Annotated in this window: 2 protein-coding genes; both read left to right on the forward strand. The window is 75.8% G+C overall.

The genetic code is table 11. The features are described from left to right. Window position 1 precedes the first annotated feature (1 nt). On the forward strand, window positions 2–21,832 hold the full coding sequence (locus ACFZAU_RS04190) for a non-ribosomal peptide synthase/polyketide synthase (RefSeq protein WP_500550987.1): 21,831 nt from the start codon (window positions 2–4) through the stop codon (window positions 21,830–21,832). Next, window positions 21,829–22,035: an MbtH family protein gene (locus tag ACFZAU_RS04195; RefSeq protein WP_500465603.1), complete on the forward strand. Its 207-nt coding sequence runs from the start codon at window positions 21,829–21,831 to the stop codon at window positions 22,033–22,035. The genes ACFZAU_RS04190 and ACFZAU_RS04195 overlap by 4 nt, the downstream gene beginning before the upstream one ends. The last annotated feature ends 38 nt before the right edge of the window (window positions 22,036–22,073 follow it).

The following is a 22,073-nucleotide window of genomic DNA, read 5'->3' on the forward strand; positions in this document are numbered from 1 at the left end:
CATGACGGCAAAGGACTTCTGGCGCGAACGGCTGATTCCGCTCGCACAGGAGACCGCCCTCCCCATCGACCTCCCGTACCCGCAGCGTCCCGCGGGACCGCCCGCGGTGCGCTCCCGCGCCCTCCCCGGCACGGCTGCGGGGGAGGACCGCCACCTCGCGGCGTACGTCGCCCTGCTCCACCACTACGGCGGCGGCGCCACCGACCTCGTCCTCGCCCACGACGGGCTGCCGCTGCGCGTCGCCCTCACCGCGGACACCACCGTCGCCGGGCTCACCGCGCGGGTCTCCGAGGCCGCGGAGCGGGCCCGCGCCCACCGCGTCCCCGCCGGCGACCTCGCCGCCGAGGTGGGCGCCACCGCGACCCGCGGCGGCGGACTGCTCTGCAACACCGGCTTCGCCCCCGGCGACTGGGCCGGCGGCCCCCTCGACCTCGCACTGCGGGTGACGACCGGCGAGGTCCACGCCGCGTACCGCCCCGACCTCTTCGAGGCCGCGACCGTCGACCGGATCCTCGGCCACTACGCCACCCTGCTCGCCGACGCCACCGCGCACCCGGACCGCGCCGTCGGCGACCTCGTGCTGCTGGACGGGCCGGAACGGCACCGCCTCCTCCACGAGTGGAACGACACCGCCCACGACGTGCCGCTCGCCACCTGGCCCGCGATGTTCGCCGAGCAGGTCCGCGCCCGGCCCGACGAGACCGCCCTGGTCTTCGAGGACGTCCGCCTCACCTACGCCGAACTCGACGCCCGCGCCAACCGGCTGGCCCACGCCCTGGCCGCCCGGGGCGCCGGCCCCGAGACGGTGGTGGCGCTGGCCGTGCCGCGCTCGGCCGAACTCGTCGTCGCCGAGGTGGCGGTGCTCAAGTCCGGCGCCGCCTACCTGCCGGTCGACACCGACTACCCCGCCGACCGCGTCGCCTACATGCTCGCCGACGCCGCGCCGGTCTGCCTGCTCACCACCGCCGAGGTCGCCGCCGACCTGCCCGGCGAGGTCCCCACACTGGTCGTCGACGCCCCGGACACCGTCGCCGAACTCGCCGGGCTGCCCGAAAGCGCCCCCGACCTCGACGGCCGGCTGACGGTCGCGAACGCCGCCTACGTCATCTACACCTCCGGCTCCACCGGCCGGCCCAAGGGCGTCGTCCTCTCCCACGCCGGCGTCGCCAAGCTCGTCGCCACCCAGAGCGAGCGCTTCGGCATCGGCCCGCACAGTCGGGTGCTGCAGTTCGCCTCCCCGAGCTTCGACGTCGCCTTCTGGGACCTGTGCCTCGGCCTGCTCTCCGGCGGACGGCTCGTCGTCGTCCCCTCCGAACGACGCGTCCCGGGGCCGCCGCTCGCCGACTACGCGAACGCCCACGGCATCACCTTCATGATCCTGCCGCCCGCCCTGCTCGCCGCCATGCCCGACGACGTGCACCTGCCCGCCGAGGCGACGCTGCTCGCCGGGACCGAGCGCGTCTCGCCCGAACTCGTCGGCCGCTACGCGCGCGGCCGCATGATGTTCAACGCCTACGGCCCGACCGAGGCGACCACCAACTCCACGCTCGGCCGGTGCGACCCCGACACCCCGGCCGGCACCATCGTGCCCATCGGCGTGCCCGACCCCGGCACCCGCGCCTACGTGCTCGACGCCCGGCTGCGGCCCGTCCCGGCGGGTGTCGCGGGAGAGCTCTACCTCGGCGGCGCCGGACTCGCCCGCGGCTACCTCGGACGGCCCGACCTGACGGCCGAGCGCTTCGTCGCCGACCCCTTCGGCGAGCCGGGGGAGCGGCTGTACCGCACCGGCGACCTCGTGCGCTGGAAGGCGGACGGGCGGCTGGAGTTCCTCGGCCGTGTCGACAGCCAGGTCAAGATCCGCGGCTTCCGCATCGAGCCCGGCGAGATCGAGTCCGTGCTCCGCGCCCACCCCGCCGTCGCCCAGGCCGCCGTCGTCGTCCGCGAGGACCGGCCCGGCGACCGGCGGCTGGCCGCCTACGTCGTGCCCTCACTCGACGGCGAGGCCGAGGTCGCCGAGTGGAAGGACCTGCACGAACTCCTCTACTCCGCCGCGGGCTCCGAGGGCTTCCGGGAGAACTTCGCCGGCTGGAACAGCATGTACGACGGGCTGCCCATCCCCCTCGCCGACATGCGCGAGTGGCGGGCGGCCACCGTCGAGCGCATCGCGGCCCTCGCACCGCGCCGCGTCCTGGAGATCGGCGTCGGCAGCGGCCTGCTGCTGTCCCGGCTGGCCCCCGGCTGCGAGGCGTACTGGGGCACCGACGTCTCCGAGGAGGCCGTCGCCGCGCTGCGCGCCCAGATCCGCGACGTGCCGGAACTCGCCGGCCGCGTCGAGCTGTCGGCCCGCCCCGCGCACGACACCACCGGACTGCCCGAGGGCCACTTCGACGTCGTCGTCATCAACTCCGTCGCCCAGTACTTCCCCGGCGCGGACTACCTCGAGGACGTGCTGCGCAAGGCCGCCGCGCTGCTGGCGCCCGGCGGCGCGCTCTTCGTCGGCGACGTCCGCAACCTGCGGCTGCTGCGCACCCTGCGCGCGGCCGTGGAGAGCGACCGCGGCGCCGCCGCCGGGGCCGCCGACAAGGAGGCGCTGCGCGCCGCGGTCGACCGCTCGGTGGCCTGGGAGGGCGAACTCCTCGTCGACCCGGACTGGTTCGCGGGCCTCGACGGCTTCGCCGCGCAGGTGCGCGTCAAGCGCGGCACCCACCACAACGAGCTGACCCGCTACCGCTACGACGTCGTGCTGCGCCCGGCGGCGGACGCCACCCCCGGCGAGGGCGACGAGATCGCGTGGGCCGCGCTCGGCGGCCTGCCCGCACTCGACGCCCGGCTCGCCACGCGCCCGGAGCGGCTGCGCGTCACCGCCGTGCCCAACGCCCGCCTCACCGAGGACCTCGACGCCCTCGCCGTCCTCGACGACAGCAGCCGCCCCGGCGCCGACGGCGCCGGCGGTGTCGATCCTGAATCGCTGCACGAACTCGCCGCGCGGCACGGCCTGTCCGCCGTCCTGACCTGGACCGGCGACGCGGACGACGGCAGCCTCGACGCCGTCTTCGTCCCCGAGGGCGCCGACCCCGGCGAGCTGTACCGGCCCGCCGGCGGCCGCCCGCTCGCCAACCGGCCCGCCCCCTTCCGCGACGTCACCGCGCTGATGCGGACGCTGCGCGCGCACGCCGCCGAATTCCTGCCCGAGTACATGGTCCCCGCGGCCCTCGTGCCCCTGGACCGGCTGCCGGTGACGCCCAGCGGCAAGCTCGACGGCGCCGCCCTGCCCGTCCCCGACTACGCCGCCCTCAGCTCGGGCCGCGCCCCGCGCGACGCCCGCGAGGAACTGCTGTGCGCCCTGTACGCGCAGGCCCTCGGCGTGCGGAACGTCACGATCGACGACGACTTCTTCGCCCTCGGCGGCGACAGCATCGTGGCGATCCAGCTGCTCGTGCTCGCCCGCCGCGCCGGCCTGCGCCTCACCCCGCGCGACGTCTTCCGGCACCGCACCGTCGCCGCGCTCGCCGAGGTCGCCCAGGAGGGCGGTCCGGACGACGCCCCGGCGGGCGGGCAGGACGCGCCGCTGGTGTCCCTGACGGACTCCGAACTCGACGCCCTGCGCGGCGGGATGACGGCCGGCGTCGACGAGGTGCTGCCGCTCGGCCCGCTCCAGGAGGGCTTCTTCTTCCACGCCCTCGTCGACGGCGCCGACCACGACGCCTACGTCGTCCAGCAGGCCGTCGAGCTGTCCGGCCCCGTCGACGGCGCCGCCCTGCGCCGCGCCATGGAGCGGCTCCTGGAGCGGCACGCCCCGCTGCGCGCCTGCTTCCGCCAGCTCCCCGACGGCCGGCCCGTCCAGGTCGTCACCCGTGGCGCCGCGCTGCCCTGGCGCGAGGTCGACCTGTCCGCGCAGGAGGAGGGCGTATGCCGCGGCCTCGCGGACGCCGTCGCCGCCGACGAGCGGTCCCGCCCCTTCGACCTCGGCCGGCCGCCGCTGCTGCGCTGTGCGCTCGTCCGCCTCGGCGCGGACCGCAGCCGCCTGCTGCTGACGTTCCACCACATCGTCGCGGACGGCTGGTCGCTGCCCGTCCTGCACCGCGAGCTGATGGCGCTGTACGCGGACAATTCGGCGCCCCTGCCCGAGGTGCCCGCCTACGCCGGCTATCTGCGCGGTGTCGCCGCCGCCGACCGGGACGCCGCCCGCGCCGCGTGGCGTACCGCGCTCGCCGGGCTCGAGGGCCCGACGCGCCTGGTGGACACCCCCGCGGACGGCGGCCCGGTGGAGCCCGCGCAGATCCGCCTGGAACTCTCCGAGCGCGTCACCGCCCGGCTCGCCGCCCGCGCCCGCGAACTCGGCGTCACCCTCGGCACCGTCGTCCAGGGCGCCTGGGGCCTGCTGCTGGGCCGGCTCACCGGACAGCATGACGTCGTCTTCGGCACCACCGTCTCCGGTCGCGACGTCGCCGTCGACGGCATCGACTCCATGGTCGGCCTCTTCATCAACACCCTGCCGACCCGGCTCGTCTGGGACCCGGCCGGCGGGCTGGGCACGATGCTGCGCCGGCTGCAGGACGAGCAGAGCGCCCTGCTGGACCACCAGCACCTCGGCCTCGCGGAGATCCAGCGCACCGCCGGGCACGCGGGCGGCGGCGAACTCTTCGACACCCTCGTCGTGTTCGAGAACTACCCCGCCGAGACCGGCCTCGCCGACCCCTCCGGCACCGTGCGTGTCACCGGCCACGCCTTCCACGACACCGTGCACTATCCGCTCGCCCTCATCGTGAAGCCCGGTCGCCGCATGGACCTGCGGCTCAAGCACCACGCGCGCAGGATCGACGCCGGCGCCGTCCGCGCCCTCGGCGGCCGGCTCACGCTGCTGCTGGAGGCGATCGCCGACGACCCCGGCCGCCCGGTCGCCTCCGTCGGCCTGCTCACCCCGCGCGAGCACGAGACCGCCCACCTCGAGGGCGCCGTCCGCGACGTCCCCGCCACCACACTGCCCGCCGCCATCGCCGCGCGGACCGCCCGCACGCCCGGCGCCACCGCCGTCGTGTACGGCGACACCACCCTCACGTACGCCGAACTCGACGCGCGCGCCGAAGCGCTGGCCGTGCGGCTGCGGGCCCGCGGCGCGGGACCCGGGCGCTTCGTCGCCGTCGCCGTCCCGCGCTCGGCGGAGCTGATGGTCGCGCTGCTCGGTGTCCTCAAGTCCGGCGCGGCCTACCTGCCCGTCGACCTGGACTACCCGGCGGAACGCGTCGCCTACATGCTCGCCGACTCCGGCGCGACGACCGTCGTCACCACGGCGGCCGACGCGCCGCGGCTGCCCGAGGTGGCGGGTCTGACGCCGCTGCTGATCGACGCCGTCGAGGAGGCCGCGGAGCCCGTCGCGGCCGAGCAGGCCCGGCCCGACGACCCGGCGTACCTGATCTACACCTCCGGCTCCACCGGCCGCCCCAAGGGCGTCGTCGTCACCCACCGCGCCGTCGTCAACCGCCTCGCCTGGACGCAGGGGGAGTACGGCCTGACGGCCGGCGACCGCGTGCTGCAGAAGACCCCGTCCAGCTTCGACGTCAGCGTGTGGGAGTTCTTCTGGCCGCTGTGCGAGGGCGCCGCCGTCGTCCTCGCCCGCCCCGACGGGCACCACGACCCGGCCTACCTCGCCGGGCTCGTCCGCGAACAGCGCGTCACCACCATGCACTTCGTGCCCTCCATGCTGGAGGCGTTCCTCAGCACCCCGGAGGTGACCGCCGACGCGTCGTGGGCGGCGAGCCTGCGCCGCGTCCTCAGCAGCGGCGAGGCCCTGCCGGGCACCGCCGCCGCGCGCTGGCAGGCGCTCACCGGAGTGCCGCTGCACAACCTCTACGGGCCCACCGAGGCCGCCGTCGACGTCACCCACCACCCCTTCGACGGCGCCCCCGGCACCACCGTGCCCATCGGCCGCCCCGTGTGGAACACGGGCCTGCGGGTCCTGGACGCCTGCCTGCACCCGGTGCCGGACGGCGTGCCCGGCGAGCTCTACCTGACCGGTGTGCAGCTCGCCCGCGGCTACCACGGGCGTTCCGCGCTCTCCGCGGAGCGCTTCGTCGCCGACCCGTTCGGCGCGCCCGGAACCCGCATGTACCGCACCGGCGACCTGGTCCGCCGGCGTGCCGACGGGGTCGTGGAGTACCTGGGCCGCACCGACCGCCAGGTCAAGCTGCGCGGCAACCGCATCGAGCCCGGCGAGACCGAGGCCGCGCTCGTCCGCCTCCCGGACGTCGCCCAGGCCGCGGTGACGGTGCGCGAGCAGCGCCTCGTCGCGTACGTCGTGCCGGCGCGCGGCGCCCGCCCCGACACCGGCGCCCTGCGTGCCGCCGTGGCCGAGGTGCTGCCCGCGCCGCTCGTGCCGGACGCCCTCGTCGTGCTCGACGCGCTGCCGCTGACCCCCAGCGGCAAGCTCGACCGTTCGGCGCTGCCCGCGCCCGAGGCGGAGCGGGCCCCCGCCCGCGCCCCGCGCACCGACCGCGAGCGGACGCTGACGGAGGTGTTCGCGGCCGTCCTGGGCCTGCCCGACGCCGGTCCCGACGACGACTTCTTCCTCCTCGGCGGCGACAGCATCAGCTCCATCGGCGTGGCCAGCCGCGCCCGCGCCGCCGGACTCGAACTGACCCCGCGCGACGTCTTCGAGCACCGCACCCCCGCCGCCCTCGCCCTGGCCGCCCGCACCGGCGCCGCGACCACGGAGCGCACCGGCCCCGTCCGCCCCGAGCTGACCCCCGAGGAGACCGGGCGCGTCCAGCGGACCGCCGGGGGAGCGGTCGCCGAGATCTGGCCCCTCGCGCCGCTCCAGGAAGGCCTGTTCTTCCACTCGGCCTACGACGACGGCGCCCTCGACGTCTACACCGTCCACGAGACCTTCGACTTCGACCAGCGCCTGGACGAGGACCGGCTGCGGGCCGCCGCCCGCACCCTGCTCGCCCGCAACCCCGGACTGCGCGCCGGGTTCACCAGCGAAGGACTGCGCCAGCCCGTGCAGTTCATCGTCGACGAGCCCGAGGTGCCGCTGGAGACGGTGGACCTGTCGGCGCTCCCCGCCGACGAGCAGGAGGCGCGGCTGCGCGCCCTGATGGACGCCGAGCGCACCCGCCGCTTCGACCTGTCCGCGCCGCCCCTGTTCCGCATGCTGCTCGTGCGCCGCGGCGCCGAGCGCGGCGACCGCCTCGTCATCGGCCGCCACCTGATCCTGTGGGACGGCTGGTCCGCCTGGCTCTTCCTCGACCAGCTCTTCGCCCTCTACGCGACCGGCGGCGAGGACACCGGCCTGCCGCGCCCCGGCAGTTACGGGGACTACCTGGCCTGGCTGGGCACCCAGGACGACGCCGCGGCGACCGCCGCATGGCGTGCCGCCCTGGACGGCCTGGAGGAGCCCACCCTGCTCGTCCCGGCCGTCGCCGACGCGGGCCTGGAACCCGTCATCCCCGAGCAGCTGGACGCGCTGCTCCCGGCGGAGCTCGGCGACTCGCTGCGTGAGCGGGCACGGGCCCACGGCCTCACCCTCAACACGGTGCTCAACGCCGCCTGGGGCCTGACGCTGGCCTCCGCGACCGGCCGCACCGACGTCGTCTTCGGCACCACCGTCGCGGGCCGGCCCACCGAAGTCCCGGACGTCGAGAACGTCATCGGCATGTTCCTCAACACCGTCCCCGCCCGCGTCGCCCTCGACCCGGCGGAGACCGTCCTCGACCTGCTGCGGCGCATCCAGGGCGAACGGCTGGAACTCATGCCGTACGAGTACCTGGGCCTCGGCGTGCTGCAGGCCGAGACCGGCCACCGGCGGCTGTTCGACACCCTCTTCGTGCTGCGCAACAACGACACCGAGGACCGGCTGGAGCGGCTGCGCACCGAGCACGGCGCCACCGCCGTCGCCAACGTCGACGCCACGCACTACCCCGTCAACCTGATCGTGACGCCGGGACAGCGTGTCCTCGTCACCCTCGCGCACCGGCCCGACGTCGTCCCGCACGCCGTCGCACGCGCGCTGCTGGACCGCTTCACCCTGCTGCTGGAGCGCATGGCCGAGGACCTGACGGCCCCCGTCGGCCGCCTCGACCCGCTGCTGCCCGCCGAACACGCCGCGCTGGAGCGGGAGTGGGCCGGCAGCAGGGTGCCGGAGCCCACCGAGACCATCGCCGACCTGCTCGCCGCGCAGGCCACCCGCACCCCGGACGCCACCGCCCTGGTCTTCGGCGACCGCACCCTGGACTACGCGGAGCTGGACGCCGCCGTGAACCGCACCGCCCGGCTGCTGCTCGCCCACGGCGCGGGACCGGAGAAGGTCGTCGCGCTGGGACTGCCGCGCTCCGCGGAGATGGTCGTGGCCCTGTTCGCGGTGCTGCGCACCGGCGCCGCCTACCTGCCGCTGGAGCTCGACCACCCGGCCGACCGGCTCTCCCTGATGCTGGAGGACGCCCGGCCGCTGCTGCTCCTCACGAACGCCGCCGTCTCCGCGACCATCGACGCGGACACCCCGCGCGTGCTCCTCGACGACCCCGCCGTCGCCGCCGCGCTGGCGGAGCTGTCCGACGCCCCGGTCGTCGCGGACTTCAGCCTGGAGCACCCCGCGTACGTCATCTACACCTCCGGCTCCACCGGCCGCCCCAAGGGCGTCGTCACCCCCTACCGGGGCCTGACGAACATGCAGCTCAACCACCAGAAGGAGATCTTCGCCCCGGCCATCGCGTCGGCGGGCGGACGGCGGCTGCGCGTGGCGCACACCGTCTCCTTCGCCTTCGACATGTCGTGGGAGGAACTGCTCTGGCTGGTCGAGGGCCACGAGGTCCACGTCTGCGACGAGGAACTGCGCCGTGACGCCCACGCCCTGACCGCCTACTGCGAGCGGCACCGCATCGACGTCGTCAACGTCACCCCGACCTACGCCCGCCTGCTCATCGAGGAGGGGCTGCTCGAAGGGCACGTCCCGCCGCTGGTGCTGCTCGGCGGCGAGGCCGTCCCCGAGACGGTCTGGACGCGGCTGCGCGACACCGAGGGCAGTTACGGCTACAACCTGTACGGCCCGACCGAGTACACCATCAACACCCTCGGCGGCGGCACCCACGACAGCGCCACGCCCACCGTCGGCCGCCCCATCCGCGGCACCCGCGCGCACATCCTCGACGCCTGGCTGCGGTCGGTGCCGGACGGCGTGCCCGGCGAGCTGTACATCGCGGGCGTCGGGCTGGCCCGGGGCTACCTGGACCGGCCGGCGCTGACCTCCGAGCGGTTCGTCGCCGACCCCTTCGGCGAGCCCGGCGAGCGGATGTACCGCACCGGCGACCTGGTGCGGCGCGACCCGGAAGGGAACCTGGACTTCCTCGGCCGCACCGACGACCAGGTCAAGATCCGCGGCTACCGCGTCGAGCCCGGCGAGATCGAGACCGCCCTCAGCCGGCACCCGCGCGTCTCCCAGGCCGCCGTCGTCGTCCGCGACGACCGGCTGGTCGGCTACGTCGTCCCGGCCCCCGCCGACGCCGCCGAACGCGCGTCCACCGAGCGCGCCCAGGTGGGCGAGTGGCAGGAGATCTACTCCGACGAGTACGAGGAGATCTCCACCGCCGTCTTCACCGAGGAGTACGCGGGCTGGGACAGCTCCTACGACGGGCAGCCCATCCCCTTCGACGACATGCACGAGTGGCGGGAGGCCACCCTCGCCCGCATCCGCGAACTGCGCCCGCGCCGCGTCCTGGAGATCGGTGTCGGCTCCGGCCTGCTGCTGTCCCGGCTGGCCCCGGACGCCGAGTCCTACTGGGCCACCGACTTCGCCGCCCCCGTCATCCGCAAGATCGGCGAGGAGCTGCGGCGCGACCCCGCCCTCGCCGCCAAGGTGGAGCTGCGCTGCCGTCCCGCGGACGACCTGGAGGGGCTGCCCAGCGGGTACTTCGACACGGTCGTCATCAACTCCGTGATCCAGTACTTCCCGAGCGCGGCCTACCTGGAGTCGGTCGTGCGCGGCGCCATGGAACTGCTCGCCCCCGGCGGCGCGCTGTTCGTCGGCGACGTCCGCAACCTGCGGCTCGCCCGCACCTTCCACACCGAGATCCAGCACGCCCGCGGCACGGCCGGGGCCGGGTTCGAGCGGGCCGTGGAACGCGGCTTGCGCCTGGAGAAGGAACTCCTGGTCGACCCCGACTTCTTCGCACGGCTCGGCTACGGGCTCGACCTGCGCACCAAGCGCGGACGCCGCCACAACGAGCTGACCCGGCACCGCTACGACGCCGTGCTCTACCACGGCGAGCCCGCCGTGCGGCTGGGCGACGAGCCCCGTGCCGCGTGGTCGCCGGACCTCGCCGCGCACCTGAGCGAGCAGCGGCCGGAGCGGCTGCGCGTCACGGGCGTGCCGGACGGCCGGGTGCGGCCGGACGGCGTCGACCCGGAGACCCTGCACGACCTGGCCGCCGGTCTCGGCTACCGCGTGCTCACCACCTGGGGCGCCGAGACGGGCACCTACGAGGCCGTGTTCGTCCCCGCCGGCACGGCAGGCACGACCGCCGGGCTCTACCGGCCCGGGGGCGGCACCGCCCCGTACGCCAACGACCCAGGCGCGGGCCGCGACGCGAGCGCCCTGGTCCGCGTGCTGCGCGAGGACCTCAAGCGCGAGCTGCCCGAGTACATGGTCCCGGCGGCCTTCGTCACCCTCGACCGGCTGCCGATGAACGCCAACGGCAAGCTCGACGTCAGGGCGCTGCCCGACGCCGAGCCCGCCGTGGCCCTCGGCGGCGGACGCGGACCGCGCACCCCCCAGGAAGAGGTGCTGTGCCGCCTCTTCGCGGAGGTCCTGGCCCTGCCGTCGGTCGGCGCCGAGGACGACTTCTTCGACCTGGGCGGCCACTCCCTGCTCGCCACCCGCCTGGTCAGCCGGGCCCGCACCGAGCTCGGCGCCGAACTCGCCATCCGCGACCTCTTCGAGGCCCCGACGCCCGCGCTGCTCGCGGGCCGCGCGGCCGCCGGACGGCCCGTCCGCCCCGCGCTCACCGCGGCGGCGGAACGCCCCGGCCGCGTCCCGCTCTCCGCCGCGCAGCGCCGCCTGTGGCTGGTGGAACGGCTCACCGGCGGCGGAGCCGCCTACAACTTCCCGCTCGTCTTCCGGCTGCGCGGCGCCCTCGACACCGACGCGCTGCGGCAGGCCCTGGCCGACGTCGCGGGCCGCCACGAGGCGCTGCGCACCCTCGTCGGCGAACAGGACGGCGAGCCCCACCAGCGCATCGTCCCCGCGGACGACGCCCGGCCCGGGGTCACGGTGGCCGACGCCGCCGAGTCCGACCTCCCCGGGCTCATCGAGGCGGCCCAGCGCCGCCCCTTCGACCTGACGGAGCAACTGCCCCTGCGCTGCGAAGTGTTCCGGGTCGGCGGCGACGACCACGTGGTGGCCGTCGTAATGCACCACATCACCACCGACGAATGGTCCGACCGCCCCTTCATGGCGGATCTGACGGCCGCCTACACCGCCCGCGCCGCGGGCTCCGCCCCGGCGTGGCGGCCGCTGCCCGTCCAGTACGCCGACTACACCCTCTGGCAGGAACGCCTACTCGGCACCGTCGGCGACACCCAACTCGCCTACTGGACAGAGCGGTTGCGCGACCTCCCCGAGGAGCTGCCGCTGCCCCTGGACCGGCCGCGTCCCGCCGCGCCCACCGGCGCCGGCGCGATCGTGCGCGGCGAGGTCCCGGCCGTCCTCGGGCGGGAGCTGCGGGAGCTGTCCACGGCGACCGGCACCAGCATGTTCATGCTGTTCCAGGCCGCCACCGCCGCGCTGCTGCACCGCCTCGGCGCGGGCGAGGACGTGCCGCTGGGCGCGCCCATCGCCGGCCGCACCGACAGCGGCCTGGACGACCTCGTGGGCTTCTTCGTCAACACCCTCGTACTGCGCACCGACCTGTCCGGCGATTCCCTGACGTTCCGTCAGTTGCTGCTCCGGGTCCGTGAGTCCGCCCTGGCGGCCTTCGAGCACCAGGACCTGCCCTTCGACCGGGTCGTGGAGGCGGTGAACCCGCCGCGCGCGGCGGGCCGCAACCCGCTCTTCCAGGTCATGCTCGGCTACCACCACCGCCCGGACGGCGACCCCGACGTCTTCGGACTGCCCACCGAGTGGTTCGACATGGACACCGGCACGGCCAAGTTCGACCTCGACTTCACCTTCGTCGACCACGGCGAGGCACGCCCCCTGGCGCTGCTGCTGGAGTACGCCACCGACCTGGCCGACGAGGCCACGGCCGCGCTGCTCGTCGCCCGGCTGGTCCTGCTGCTGCGGCAGGCCGCGGCCCACCCGGACCTCCCGCTGGCCGAGTTCGACCTGCTCACGCCCGCCGAGCACGAGGCCGCGGCCGTCGCCTGGAACGACACCGCGCGGTACGGCGCCGAGACCCGTGCCGTACCGGAGATCCTCGCCGACACCGTCCGGGCCCACCCGGAGCGGACGGCGCTGGTGACCGCCGAGGGCGCGCTGACCTTCGCCGGGCTGGGCGAGCGGGTCGACGCCCTCGCCGCCCTGCTGCGCCGGCACGGCGCGGCCGAGGGCACCGTGGTCGGCCTCGCACTTCCGCGGCACGCCATGGTCCCGGCGATCCTCGGCGTCCTCGCCTCCGGCGCCGCCTACCTGCCGCTCGACCCCGCACTGCCCGCCGAACGCCTGGAGTTCATGCTCCGCGACGCAGGCCCGGTCTGCCTGCTGACCACCGCCGACCTCGCCGAACGCCTCCCGGCCGTGCCGGGCGCCGCGCGACTGCTGTACGACGCCCCGCTGCCCGCGGCCGAGCCCGCCGGCCCGGTCGTCCACCGGGCGGCGAGCGCCGCGTACACGATCTACACCTCGGGCTCCACTGGCACCCCCAAGGGCGTCGTCGGCACCCACCAGGGCCTGTCCAACCTCTTCGGCGCGCACCTGCGCGACATGATCGAACCCGCCGTCCGCGCCACGGGCCGTGCGGTCCTGAAGGCCGCGCACACCGCCTCGTTCAGCTTCGACGCCTCCTGGGACCCGCTGCTGTGGCTGCTGGCGGGCCACGAACTGCACGTCGTCGACGAGACGACGATGACCGACCCGGCCGCCCTCCTGGCACACCTGGAGGCCCGCGCTGCCGACTACGTCGATCTCACCCCCACCTTCCTGGCCGAGCTCACGCACCACGGCTTCCTCGCCCCGGGCGGATACGCGCCCGCCGTCCTCACCGTCGGCGGCGAGGCCATCCCGCCCGCCCTGTGGCAGCGGCTGACCGCGCTCCCCGCCACGCGGGTCCACGACCTGTACGGGCCCACCGAGTGCTCCGTCGACGCCTACGGTCGCCACAGCGGCGCCCCCGAGTGGGCGGCGCCGCTGGACAACCTGCGCGTGTACGTCCTCGACGAGCGGCTGCGCCCGGCACCTCTCGGCGTGCCCGGCGAACTCCACCTCGCGGGCGTCGGCCTGGCCCGCGGCTACCTGGGCCGGCCCGGCCTGACGGCCGAGCGCTTCGTCGCCGACCCCTTCGGCGAGCCCGGGAGCCGCATGTACCGCACCGGCGACCTGGCACGCCGCAGGGCCGATTCCTCGCTGGAGTACCTGGGCCGCACCGACGACCAGGTCAAGATCCGCGGCTTCCGCGTGGAGCCGGGCGAGATCGAGTCCGTCCTCACCGCCGGCCCCGGTGTGTCGGCCGCCGCCGTCCTCGTCCGCGAGGACACCCCGGGCATGCCGCGCCTCGTCGCGTACGTCGTCCCCGCCGCCGGCCACGAGCCCGACCCGGCCGCGCTGCGCGCCCACGCCGCCGCCGCGCTGCCCGAGCACATGGTCCCCGCGGCGTTCGTCGCCCTGGCCGCCCTGCCGCGCACCGTCAACGGCAAGCTCGACCGGGCCGCGCTGCCCGCGCCCGACCTGTCGGCGGCCGTCGGCGGACGGCTGCCCCGCACCCCGCGCGAGGAACTGCTCGCCGGGCAGTTCGCCGCCGTGCTGGGCCTGGAACGGGTCGGCATCGACGACGACTTCTTCGCGCTCGGCGGCCACTCGCTGCTCGCGATGCGCCTGATCAGCCGTGTCCGCACCGCGCTCGGTGCCGAGGTCACGCTGCGGGCCGTCTTCGACACGCCCACCGTCGCCCGGCTCGCCGCCCTGCTGGAAGGGGAGGGGGCCGCCGCACGCCCCGCCCTGACCGCTGGGAACGTCCTGCCCGAGCGGCTGCCGCTCTCCTCCGCCCAGCACCGGCTGTGGCTGCTGCACCAGGTCGACGCCGACGACCCCACCTACAACCTCCCGGCCGCCTGGCGCCTGACCGGCGCCCTCGACCGTGCCGCTCTGGAGGCGGCGCTGAACGACCTCGTCGCCCGCCACTCCACCCTGCGCACGGTCTTCCCCGTCGTGGACGGAGCGCCCCACCAGCACGTACTGGCCCCGGAGCAGGCGCGCGTGACGCTCGACGCCGCCACCTCGGAGGAACAGCCCCGGATCGCGGCGCGCCCCTTCGACCTGGAGCGCGAACTGCCGCTGCGCGCCGCCCTGTCCGCGACCGGGCCGGACGAGCACGTGCTGCAGCTGGTGCTGCACCACATCGCCACCGACGAATGGTCGGACCGGGCCCTGCTCGCCGACCTCGGCGCCGCCTACGCCGCCCGCACCGCCGGCCGCGCCCCCGACCGGGACCCGCTGCCGGTGAGCTACGCCGACTACACCCTCTGGCAGCGCGAACTGCTGGAGCACTCCGGCGACGACCTGCTCGCGTACTGGACCGCCACCCTGCGGGGCCTGCCCGAGGAACTGACGCTGCCCACCGATCGGCCGCGCCCCCAGGAGTCCTCGCACACCGGCGGCACCGTCGGCTTCACGGTCCCGCCCGAGCTGGAACGCGCCCTGCGCGCGCTCGCCCGCCGCGAGGGCGCCAGCATGTTCATGGTCTCCCAGGCCGCCGTCGCCACCCTGCTGCACCGGCTCGGCGCCGGCGACGACATCCCGCTCGGCGCCCCCGTGTCCGGACGCGCGGACGAACGCCTGGAGGACCTGGTCGGCTTCTTCGTCAACTCCCTCGTGCTGCGCACCGACCTGTCCGGCGACCCTGGCTTCGCGGAGCTGCTGCGCCGCGTACGGGCGGCCGACCTCGCCGCGTACGAGCACCAGGACCTGCCCTTCGAGCGGCTCGTCGAAGCCCTCAACCCGGGCCGCTCGCTCTCCCGTCACCCGCTGTTCCAGGTGATGGTCGTCCACCTCGCCGAGCGCGCCGGCACGCCCGCGCTGCCGGGCCTGACGGTGCGGCCGGAGCCGGTCGCCCAGGACACCGCCAAGTTCGACCTCAGCTTCGACTTCGTCGAGCAGGGCGAGGGCAACGGCATCCAGGGCTGGATCGAGTACAGCGCCGACCTCTTCGACCGGCCGACCGCCGAACTCCTCGCCCGCCGCATGGAACGGCTGCTGGAGCAGGTGGCCGCCGAACCCGGGCGGCCGGTCGGGCACCTGGACGTCCTCGGCGACGCCGAACGCGCCCGTGTCCTGACGGAGTGGAACGCCACCGGCCGCGCCGTGCCCGGCCTCACCCTCCCCGAACTGTTCCGCGCCCAGGCCGCGGCCACCCCGTCCGCGGACGCCCTCGTGGTCGAGGACGCCGTCGTCACCTACGCGGAGCTCGACGCCCGCGTCGAACGCCTGGCCCACGTCCTCGCGGGCGCCGGCGTCGGCCCGGAGTCCACGGTGGCGGTCGCGCTGCCCCGTTCGGCCGCCCTGGTCGTCACCCTGCTCGCCGTCCACCGCGCGGGCGGCGCCTACCTGCCGCTGGACACCGGCTACCCGGCGGAGCGGCTGGCGTTCATCCTCGGCGACGCCCGCCCGGCGTGCGTCGTCACCACCGACGGTGTGGTCCTGCCCGGCACCGGCGTCCCGCGCCTGACCGTCGACGCCGACGGCGCCCCCGCGGCGGACGCCCCCACCGGACCGCTCCCGCAGGCCCACGACCCGCGCCACCCGGCGTACGTCATCTACACCTCCGGCTCGACCGGCCGCCCCAAGGGCGTCGTCGTACCGCAGGAAGGCATCGTCAACCGCCTGCTGTGGATGCAGGACGCCTACGGCCTCACCCCCGGCGACCGCGTGCTGCAGAAGACGCCGGCCGGCTTCGACGTGTCGGTGTGGGAGTTCTTCTGGCCGCTGGTCACCGGCGCCGCGCTGGTCGTGGCCCGACCCGAGGGCCACAAGGACCCGGCGTACCTGGCCGGGTTGATCCAGCGGGCCGGCGTCACCACGGCGCACTTCGTGCCGTCGATGCTCCGCGCCTTCCTCGACGAGCCGGCCACCGCGGGCTGCACCGGCCTGCGCCGCGTGATCTGCAGCGGCGAGGCGCTGCCCGCCCCGCTCGCCGCCCGCTTCCACGAGGTGCTGGGCACGGCCGGGCTGCACAACCTGTACGGCCCGACGGAGGCGTCGGTCGACGTCACCGCCCACCAGGTCGTGCCGGGAGCCGGCAGCGTCCCGATCGGCCGCCCCGTGTGGAACACCCGCACCCTCGTGCTGGACGCCTCGCTGCGCCCGGTCGCCCCGGGCGTGCCGGGTGAGCTGTACCTCGCCGGCGTCCAGCTGGCGCGCGGCTACCTCGGCCGCTCCGCACTGACCTCCGAGCGCTTCGTGGCCGACCCGTACGGGGAGCCCGGGAGCCGCATGTACCGCACCGGCGACCTGGCCCGCTGGACCCGCGACGGGGAGCTGGAGTACCTCGGCCGCGTCGACGACCAGGTCAAGCTGCGCGGCTTCCGCGTGGAACCGGGCGAGATCGAGGCCGTGCTGACCCGGCACCCCGCGGTCGCCTCGGCCACCGTCGTGCCGCGTGACGAGCGCCTGGTGGCCTACGTCGTCCCCGCCCCGGGGCAGGAGCCCGGCGCCGCGGCCCTGCGCGCCGCAGCGGCGGCCGCGCTCCCCGAGCACATGGTGCCCGCCGCCTTCGTGGTCCTGGACGCGCTGCCGCTCACGCCGAACGGCAAGCTCGACCGCGCGGCCCTGCCCGCACCGGACTTCGCCGCCCACGTCACCGCGACGGCGCCGCGCACCCCGCGCGAGGAGCGCATGTGCGAACTGGTCGCCGCCGTCCTCGGCCTCGAACGCGTCGGCGCGGACGACGACTTCTTCACCCTGGGCGGCGACAGCATCGTCGCCATGCAGCTCGTCGTCAGGGCGCGTGCCGCCGGGCTGACGATCACCCCGCGCGACGTCTTCCGCCACAAGACCCCCGCGGGTCTGGCGGCGGTCGCCACCGACACCGTCCACCAGGGCGGGGACACGGACACCGGCGCCGAGCTGCTGCCCGGCCTCACCGACGCCGAACGCGCCGAACTCCCCGGCGCCGGAACGGCCGAGCCGCTGCCGCTCTCGCCGCTCCAGGCGGGCCTGCTCTTCCACGCCTCCTTCGACTCCGGCGACCAGGGCCCCGACGTCTACACCGTCCAGGTGTCGTACGACATCGACGGGGACCTCGACCCCGAGCGGCTGCGCGCCGCCGGGCAGGCCCTGCTCGACCGGCACGAGAGCCTGCGCGCGGGCTTCCGCTACCTCTCCTCCGGCCGTCCGGTGGCCGTGGTGCCGCGCTCGGTGCCGCTGCCCTGGCGCCACGTCGACCTCACGGCCGCCCCGGACGCCGAGGCGGAGTGGGAGCGCCTACTGCTGCAGGAACGCCGCCGCTTCGACCCCGCCGAACCCCCGCTGCTGCGCCTGCTGCTGGCCAGGACGGGCGACGGCGGCCACCGCCTCGTCCTGTCCCACCAGCACCTGCTGCTGGACGGCTGGTCGGTGCCCCGGCTGATGACGGAGCTCACCGCCCTCCACGACGGGACCACCCCGCCCGCCACCGCCCCCTACCACGACTACCTGCGCTGGCTCGCCGCGCAGGACCAGCCGGCCTCGGCGGCCGCCTGGGCCGCGGCCCTGGACGGCCTGGAGGAGCCCACCCACCTCGTGCCCGCCGACGCCAACCGGGCGCCGGCCGTGCCGCGCACCCGCACCGTCGAGGCCGGCGAGGAGCTGACGCGCGAGCTCGGCGCGCTCGCCCGGCACCGCGGGCTCACCGTCAACACGCTGGTGCAGGCGGCCTGGGGAGTCGTGCTGTCCCGGCTGACCGGCCGCGACGACGTGGTGTTCGGCGCCACCGTGGCCGGACGCCCGCCGGAGCTGGACGGCGTCGAGTCCATGATCGGCCTGTTCATCAACACCGTGCCCGTGCGCGTCCGGCTGCGGCCGCAGGAGCCGGTCGGCGCCCTGCTGGACCGCCTCCAGGACGAGCAGTCGCGCCTGCTCCCGCACCAGCACCTGGGCCTGGCCGACATCCAGCGCGGCGCCGGGCTCGGCGACCTCTTCGACACGCTGGTGGTCTTCGAGTCCTACCCGGTCGCCGAGGAGCCGGACGCGGGCCTGCGCCTGTCCGTCCGCGAGCACGAGGACTCCACCCACTACCCCTTCGCCTGGGCCGTCGAGCCCGGCGAACGCCTCCGCCTCACGGCGGAGTTCCGCCCCGACCTGTTCACCGCGGCCGCCGCCGGGCGGATCGCCTCGGCCCTGCTCTCCGTGCTGGCGGCGATGGCCGCCGACCCGGACGCCGCGGTCGGACGGCTCGGCATCCTCACCGACGCCGACCGCCGGCTGCTGCTGGAGACCTGGAACGACACGGCCCTGCTCCCGCGGACCGGCGACGCCACCGTCCCCGCCCTGTTCGCCGCGCAGGCCGCCGCGTCACCGGACGCCGTGGCCGTCACCGACGGCTCCGTGACGTGGACGTTCGCCGAACTGGCCGCACGCACCGGCCGGCTGGCCCGCGTGCTGGCCGGCGCCGGTGCGGGCCCCGAGGGCATCGTGGCGCTGGCGCTGCCGCGCACCGCCGACCACATCACGGCGATCCTGGCCGTCATGACGGCGGGCGCCGCCTATCTGCCGCTCGACCCCGACCTGCCCGCCGACCGGGTGCTCGGCATGCTCGCCGACGCCCGCCCGCGGCTGATCCTCACCACGGACGCCCTCGCCGCGTCCCTCCCCGGCACCGACGTCCCGGTGCTCAGCCTGGACGCCCTCGACGGGCTGCCGGAGGCCGCGCCGCAGGCGCCGGCCGCCGACCACCCGGCGTACGTCATCTACACCTCGGGCTCGACGGGCCGCCCCAAGGGCGTCGTCGTCACCCAGCGCAGCCTCGCCAACCTCTTCCACAGCCACCGGCACGACCTGCACGACCGCGCCAAGGAACTGACCGGCCGCCGCCACCTGAGGGTCGGCCACGCCTGGTCGTTCTCCTTCGACGCCTCGTGGCAGCCGCAGCTGTGGCTGCTGGACGGCCACGCGCTGCACATCGTGGACGACGAGACGCGCCGCGACGCGGAACTGCTCGCCGAGCGGATCCGCGCCGAGGGGCTGGACTTCATCGAGGTCACCCCGTCGCTGCTCACGCAGATGGCGGATGCCGGCCTGATCCAGGGCGGCCACTGCCCGCTGGCCGTGGTCGGCGTCGGCGGCGAGGCCGTGCCCGACGCCCTGTGGTCACGCCTGGCCGCGCTGGAGTCGACCGAGGCGTTCAACCTGTACGGGCCCACCGAGGCCACCGTCGACGCCCTCGTCGGCCGCGTCGCCGACAGCGACCGCCCCGTCGTCGGGCGCGCCGTGCACAACGCGCGCGCCTACGTCCTGGACGCCTCGCTGCGCCTGCTCCCGCCCGGCGTCACCGGCGAGCTGTACCTGTCCGGCGCCGGACTCGCCCGCGGCTACCTCGGGCGCCCCGACCTGACCGCGGAGCGCTTCGTCGCCGACCCGTACGGCCCGCCCGGCGCCCGCATGTACCGCACCGGCGACCTCGCCCGGTGGACCGAGGAGGGGCAGCTGGAGTACGCCGGACGCTCCGACGACCAGGTCAAGATCCGCGGCTACCGGGTCGAGCTCGCCGAGGTCGAGACCGCCCTCGCCGCGCACGAGACCGTGGCCCAGGTGGTCGTCACCGCCCGCGAGGACCGGCCCCGCGTCCGGCAGCTCGTCGGCTACGCCGTCCCCGCCGAGGGCCGCGACGCCGACCCGGCCGCCCTGCGGGCCCACGTCGCCGCGAGCCTGCCGGAGTACATGGTCCCCGCGGCCGTGGTCGTCCTGGAGCGGCTGCCCCTGCTGTCCAACGGCAAGCTGGACCGCAAGGCGCTGCCCGCCCCGGACTTCACCGCGGGCACCGGCGGCCGCAGGCCCGGCAACGCCACCGAACGCACCCTGTGCGGCATCGTCGCCGAGGTGCTGGGACTGCCCGCGGAGGCCGTCGGCACCGACGACGACTTCTTCGCCCTCGGCGGCGACAGCATCGTCGCGATGCAGTTCGTCAGCCGGGCCCGCGCCGCGGGACTGCGGATCACCCCGCGCCAGGTCTTCCAGCACCGCGACGTGGCCTCCCTCGCCGGGGCCGCCGTCCCGCTCGCCGGCGACGAGCTGGTGCGCACCCACGACGACGGCACCGGCCTCGTCCCGCTCACCCCGATCATGCACGCCCTGCGCGAGCGCGGCGGCCCGATCTGGGGCTACCACCAGGCCGCCCTCCTGCAGACCCCGGCGGCCATGGACGGGGACGGGCTGCTGGCGGTCCTGCGCGCCGTCGCCGGCCGGCACGACATGCTCCGCGCCCGGCTGGAACGCACCCGCACCCGGCCGTGCTCCGACGGCGAGCGCGGCGAGCAGTGGGCGCTGCGCGTGCCCGCCCCGGGCACCGTCGACGTGACGTCCTGGCTCACCCGGGCCGACGTCGCCGGCGCGGACGACACCGCGCTGCGGGAGGCGATCTCCGCCCACGCGGTCACCGCACGCGCCGGACTCGACCCGGACACCGGCGACATGGTGCGCGCCGTCTGGTTCGACGCCGGGCCCGGGAAGCCGGGGCGGCTGCTGCTGCTCCTGCACCACCTCGTCGTCGACGGCGTGACCTGGCGCATCCTCCTGCCCGACCTGGAGACCGCCTGGGCTGCCGTGGCGGCGGGACGCACGCCGGAACTGCCGCCCGTGGACGTCTCCTTCCGCCGCTGGTCCGAACTGCTCACCGCCCGGGCGCAGGACCCGTCCCGCGAGGACGAACTGCCCCGGTGGACCTCGGTCCTCGCGGACGGCGCCGGCCTGCCCCTGGCACGGCCGCTGGACACGGCACGCGACACCGTCGAGAGCACCCGCTACCTGTCGCTGACCCTGCCCGCCGAGGTCACCGGCCCCCTGCTCGGGCGGGTGCCCGCCGCGTACGGGGCGAGCGTCAACGACGTGCTGCTGACCGCGTTCGCGCGAGCCGTCGCCGACTGGCGGACCCGGGTGCTCGGCGCCGGGCCCGGCAGCGCCGTCCTCGTCGACCTGGAGGGGCACGGCCGCGAGGAGGAACTCGCCGGCAACGCCGACCTGTCCCGCACCGTCGGCTGGTTCACCAGCGTCGTCCCGGTCCGCCTCGACCCGGGCCCCGCGGGCCTGGACCCCGACGAGGCCGTCGCCCGCGTCCGCGAGCACCTGACCGCCCCGCCCACCGGCGGCGTCGGGCACGGCCTGCTGCGCCACCTCAACCCGGTCACCGGCGCCGAACTGGCCCGGCTCGCCGAACCGCAGATCGAGTTCAACTACATGGGCCGCTTCGACGTCCCCGAGGCCGCCGACTGGTCGTACGCGCCCGAGGGCGACGCCGCCGACCTCGACGCGGACCCCGGGATGCCCATGTCCCACGCCCTCACCCTCAACGCCCTCACCGAGGACCGCCCCGGCGGCCCCGAACTGAGCGCCCACTGGGCCTACGCCGGCGAACTCCTCACCGAGGAGGCCGTCCGGGATCTGGCGCAGACCTGGTTCCGGGCCCTTGCGGCCCTGGTCACACGGAAGGAAACCACCCGATGAGCAGCAACCCCTTCGAGAACCCCGACGGCGTCTACTCCGTCCTGGTCAACGCCGAGGGCCAGCACAGCCTGTGGCCCGACTTCGTCGACGTCCCGGCCGGCTGGACGGTCGCCCACGGCCCGGCGAGCCGCCAGGAGTGCCTGGAGTACGTGGAGACCCACTGGACGGACCTGCGCCCGAAGAGTCTCGTCGAGGGCCGCTGACCGCGACCGCCCACGCCACAGGGGCCGCCCCGCCACCC

It is taken from the genome of Streptomyces sp. NPDC008238 (genome assembly GCF_042956445.1).
Classification (GTDB): Bacteria; Actinomycetota; Actinomycetes; order Streptomycetales; family Streptomycetaceae; genus Actinacidiphila.

Coding starts and splice junctions, on each gene's coding strand:
- ACFZAU_RS04195 (WP_500465603.1), top strand. CDS start 21,829: ATGAGCAGCAACCCCTTCGAGAACCCCGACGGCGTCTACTCCGTCCTG.
- ACFZAU_RS04190 (WP_500550987.1), top strand. CDS start 2: ATGACGGCAAAGGACTTCTGGCGCGAACGGCTGATTCCGCTCGCACAG.